The following is a 5,078-nucleotide window of genomic DNA, read 5'->3' on the forward strand; positions in this document are numbered from 1 at the left end:
GAGTTGGTATCCTGAAACTCATCAACCAGTATATGGCTGAAGCGCTGTCGATAATGTTCCAGCAGGCGGGGATGTTTCAACCATAATTCATGCGCACGGAACAACAGTTCCGCAAAATCCACTACACCGGCACGTTGGCAAAATTCTTCATAGGCCTGGTAGATGCGCACCATTTGCTGCTGATAGGGATCGCCATAAGTATCGATATGTTCTGGTCTTTGCCCTTCATCCTTGCGCGCATTAATAAACCACTGGGCCTGTTTGGGTGGCCAGCGGGTTTCGTCCAGTTCGAGGTTTTTTAAAACTCGACGAATCGCACGATACTGGTCATCACTGTCAAGGATCTGGAAATTTTGCGGTAATCCTGCGTCTTGCCAGTGCAATCGAAGCAGACGATGGGCCAGAGAGTGAAACGTACCAACCCACATACCACTTACCGGCATTTGTAATAATTGTTCAATACGTGAGCGCATTTCACCAGCGGCTTTATTGGTGAAAGTTACTGCAAGAACATTGAAAGGGGATACACCTTCTGTCTGGATAATCCAGGCGATGCGATGGACCAATACGCGGGTTTTACCACTCCCGGCCCCAGCTAGAACCAGGGTATTTTGTGATGGAGTACATACCGCATCACGCTGCGCGTCATTGAGGTCTTCTAATATGTAGGATACATCCATGGCGGCATTTTAACAGATCCGCCACGGATGATTGCAGTAAGATTTGTTTACATGGTGGCCATTTCTAAGTCGTCGGCTACGGCATCCACGCCCGCCTGAGCACATTTTTCATCGGTCTTTCCGGAAGGTGCGCCACTGACACCTACGCCACCCAGGATGTTGCCACTGGCCGTAACCGGAACACCACCGGCGGAAACAACGATGCCATCCACCTTACCAATGGAAAAGGGGGAGGTGAATCGACCTTCCATTGCAGAAGTTTTCATATTAAAAGACATAGCCGTGTAGGCTTTCATTCGGCTAATCGTTAAAGTTAAATCCTGGGCCAGCACATCACGCAATACCACCTGTGGGTGTCCACCACGATCAACCACTGTGACTGCCACTTGAACACCTTCTTTTCTGCACTGATCGATGGTGGCCTTTGCAATACGGAGTGCAACATCCAGTGACATGCGCTTAATGTCTACAACAGTAGGTTGTTCTTCTGCAGCGATAACCTGGTTCATGCCGATGATGCTGAAAATTGCCAGAAAGAAAGCGATTTGTTTTTTCATTATGAAATGCCCTCAAGGTAAATGTGTTTTATCAAGTAAGAACTGTTGAAAAAATTACTGCTCAATAATAGTCGTTATAAATAGCTCACGAATGACTTTGATCAATCGACTTCGTAAAAGTTTAAATGAAGTCTAATTCATCAATGATTTTGTTAGGTACCAATAAAGATAAGCGTACCATCGTCGTGTGCTTTGTCGTTATAAACGAAATATGTTGACCTGATGTATAAATAGTTTTATTTTATGGCGCTCGTTGGTAGCGTCGAAGTCATTGTTTTATAACGAGTCTAAATAACATGACAGTAATTACAATAACACGGGAGGAAATGGTTTAATGAAGAAGATTGTTTCGATTGTCTTTATGGCGTCAGTTCTTTCAACGGGCGCTATTGCTGGAGAAAAAGTTTCCGATGCCCATAGCCAGGTCTCTGACAAGGTGATTAGCAAGCAGCGAGACATGCTGGCAAAAAATACAAAAGACAAAGGATTTGGGCCTCAATCTCCGCGCGACATTGACTCAAGTGCTGGCAAAAACAAGGTTGTGTTCCACGCTGCGCCCTCTTATACAGAGATGAATCTCTGCAATATTCATTTTCACAAGAACGCTGAACATAAGGGTGGTGAGTTTAGCACGTACGTTGGTAACGGTGATGGTCACGGATATCAGAGCGGCTATAAATACTCTGGTAATCTTGGTGCTGCAGAGCTAAATCCGGTCAACAAAGAAATCTGCCCGAGTAAACATGGTGGCCTTGTTCCGGGAGACACTATTGAAGTTCACTACGTTCACTCAACCGCACAGATCAAGCCGGGCCCTACCTTAGGCTCCTGCCTGAACGATTCGATCAACAATCCCCAGTTACGTGTAGAGACTCAGGTGTACGTCCTGGTTAATGATAAAAATGCGCTCGACTTTGGCAAGCTGACCAGGCACGACATGAAAAATGGTCTACACCAGGCATTAAATATCCCAAATAATACGGGCACTCCGGTTCAGTATGCTGGATCAACCACAGGCCCCGGATACAATGAAAAAGGTTCTCCCTTTCAGGTTACCTGGAGCGTTCGTCCCAAAGTCGCCAGGGTTAATATTGAGACTGTGGGCGATTGGTGTAAAAGCAATGTTTTCAAAGAAGACCATGCGCACGGTGTAAGAAACCTGGTGACCAATCCGGGTCTTCTTTCCGAAATCTAGCGACGGATTAAATCTATCGCAATATTCAACAGTTGCGAATAGTCGTAATCATTTGGAAATTATGTTTACGAATTCCCCATGTTGTAAAGCAGTAGGCCATACTAACTTCGGTTGGTATGGCTTTTTAACAATTGATGGAAATTGTTGTATTAACTCTGCACGACAGTTAGTAAGTTGATTTACTAATAAAAGCTGTAAGTTCGTTGTATAAGTGTTGTGAGTTGTTATTTGAAACATTATTACCGTAAGCCGAAATCGTTGTTATTTCGGAGCCTGTAATTTGTAATTCGCTCGCCGATTTCGTCTACACAGTATTTCCCATCAGCATGCCGGCTTGTTTGTCCCTGAAGCGTAATATATTTGTCTAAATACTAACTTAGGAATTCAAGTGCATCTTTCTGCCGGACGATAAAAGTACCGGTAAGAAATGTTTAGTATTGCCCCTGTTCCCGCTATTTTGAATCCGATGAAAACAGGAATGGCAGGGATCAGTACAGATTCAATAAAACCGTGATTTCAGTTGCTTAAGGTATTGTTTTGACAGTACACAGCTTTTCACAATTTGTATCCGAGCTATCCAATAGACAGGATTCGGAGCGCCAGCAGGCCACAATACGTGTTTTGTTTGCTGTGGTATTTTTTCCTTTTTTTACCAGTATCTATTTCACCGGCTGGTTCGGTGGCGTCAGTGTCTATATCGTATATGGTGTAAGCGCGTTTTCTGCAGGCGCCTTCGCGATCCTGGCTTCCATTGTATTTTATCCAGCCTCTAAAGTGTTGATGCGAAAGATCGGAATGTTTCTCGATCTTTTTTTCATTACTTATTGTCTTGTGCTGGGCGGTTCCGTGGGTGCGCTTGGTTACGGCGGCTATCTGTGGGTCACTATCGCTAATGGACTCCGTTACGGTGTCCGATATTTAAAATTTTCCCATCTTGCCAGTGTGGCGTGTTTTTCATCGGTGTTATTGTTCAGTGACTATTGGCATGAAAATATTGTACTTGGCATAGGCCTGCTGCTTTGGTTGTTTTTAATCCCGGTATATGTTGCCAAACTATTACATATTATCGAAGGCGCGTTACACGCCGCCAATTCCGCTAACAAGGCAAAAAGCACTTTCCTGGCAAACATGAGCCATGAAATTCGTACTCCCTTGACGGCTATTATCGGATACGCTGAAGTGTCATTAGATGGTAATCAGACCTTGCAGGAACGTAGTACTGCGCTAAAGACTATTGTGCGTAGCGGTAATCATTTGCTGAATATCATAAACGATATCCTGGACTTTTCTAAAATAGAGGCTGAGCAACTGGACGTGGAATATATGTCCGTGGATTTGTTCCAGCTGTTATTAGATGTGGAATCCCTGGTCAGACCTCAAGCTGAGAACAAAAACCTGGAATTTAACTTGTTGTATGACTTTCCATTGCCAACAGCTTTTGGTACTGATCCGGTCAGGCTAAAGCAAATTCTGATAAATCTTTGCAGTAACGCCATTAAATTTACGGAACAGGGGTCGGTGTCCATTACAGTTAGTTGTGATAGCAGCAACCAGGCCATGCAGTTCGTTGTTAAAGACACTGGCATTGGTATGACAGCAGAACAGTTGGAGAAATTATTCAAACCATTTCAGCAAGCCGACACCAGCATTACGCGACGTTTTGGCGGTACCGGCCTTGGGTTGAGCTTATCGAAGCGCTTAGCAGAAAAACTGGGGGGCGCAATTGAGGTGCAGAGTGAACCAGGAAAAGGATCCAGGTTTATCTTAAAAATCGCTAGTGGATCATTGCAAAATACACAATTTGTGCACAGTTTGAAGCAATTAGTACCAGCGAAAGAATCTGAAACCAGCAGTGTAGGGGAAGTAGCTTTGTCAGGCTGCATACTGTTGGCCGAAGACAATGAAACAAATCAGCAATTGCTTTCAATGTTGCTGCGTAAAATGGGCGCCGACGTCAGTATTGCAGAAAATGGTGATGTCGCAGTAAAGATGGCGCAACAAAACCACTATGATCTTATTTACATGGATATGCAAATGCCCGTGTTGTCAGGTGTAGACGCAGTTAAAAAGTTGCGTCAGGAACGCTACGATCAGCCCATTGTGGCCCTGACCGCTAATGCCACCAATGAAGACAAAATGACGTGTATCAATGCCGGTTGCAATGATTTCTTAAGCAAGCCTATCCCAAGAGACAAGCTTTTTTCCATGACATCAAGATATCTGCAGGCAATCGAACAACCGGCTAAATCCAGCGATCCTATTTTTTCCACCTTGCTAAACGAAGATCCAACTTTTTCAGACCTGGTGGAAAAATTTGTTTCAGAACTTCCAGATATGCTCACTAAACTAAACTGTGCTTATGAAGATAAAGACTGGGTTACACTTAAAGACGGGTTGCACAATCTTAAAGGTATGGGCGGCGGATTCGGATACAGTGTTTTGACTGAGCTGGCAGGTAAGGCCGAGTTTCAAATATTCAGTGAGAACTACGAAGCGGCAAAAGTATTTATAAATGAAATCAGCCAGACGAGCGAGCGTATCTACGAAGGAATAAAACGCAGCGGCGAAAATATTATTGAGCTGAAAATAAACTCGGCGAGTTAGTTGGCGCTATTTTTTTAGATTCGCAAACGCTTCCGCCATCGC

At 44.2% G+C, this 5,078-nt stretch carries 4 protein-coding genes; 2 read left to right on the forward strand and 2 right to left on the reverse strand.

Annotation, left to right across the window (positions count from 1 at the left end):
* Positions 1-680 (reverse strand): UvrD-helicase domain-containing protein (locus tag ACWVCM_RS05450; protein WP_455200706.1); only part of this gene is annotated, 680 nt, incomplete at its 3' end.
* 47 nt (positions 681-727) lie between these two features.
* Complete coding sequence (locus tag ACWVCM_RS05455; protein ID WP_455200707.1) at positions 728-1,237, reverse strand: GlcG/HbpS family heme-binding protein; 510 nt, start codon at positions 1,235-1,237, stop codon at positions 728-730.
* A 334-nt stretch (positions 1,238-1,571) separates the two neighbouring features.
* Here ACWVCM_RS05455 and ACWVCM_RS05460 point away from each other — a divergent pair, with 334 nt between their 5' ends.
* Both ACWVCM_RS05460 and ACWVCM_RS05465 read left to right on the forward strand, forming a co-directional pair.
* Complete coding sequence (locus tag ACWVCM_RS05460; RefSeq protein ID WP_455200708.1) at positions 1,572-2,432, forward strand: delta-class carbonic anhydrase; 861 nt, start codon at positions 1,572-1,574, stop codon at positions 2,430-2,432.
* A 537-nt stretch (positions 2,433-2,969) separates the two neighbouring features.
* On the forward strand, positions 2,970-5,036 hold the full coding sequence (locus ACWVCM_RS05465; protein WP_455200709.1) for an ATP-binding protein: 2,067 nt from the start codon (positions 2,970-2,972) through the stop codon (positions 5,034-5,036).
* Positions 5,037-5,078: the final 42 nt, after the last annotated feature.

Source organism: Kaarinaea lacus (genome assembly GCF_975902315.1).

Excerpts from the sequence above, each read along its gene's own strand:
- ACWVCM_RS05455 (WP_455200707.1), bottom strand. The coding sequence starts at position 1,237 with ATGAAAAAACAAATCGCTTTCTTTCTGGCAATTTTCAGCATCATCGGC.
- ACWVCM_RS05460 (WP_455200708.1), top strand. The coding sequence starts at position 1,572 with ATGAAGAAGATTGTTTCGATTGTCTTTATGGCGTCAGTTCTTTCAACG.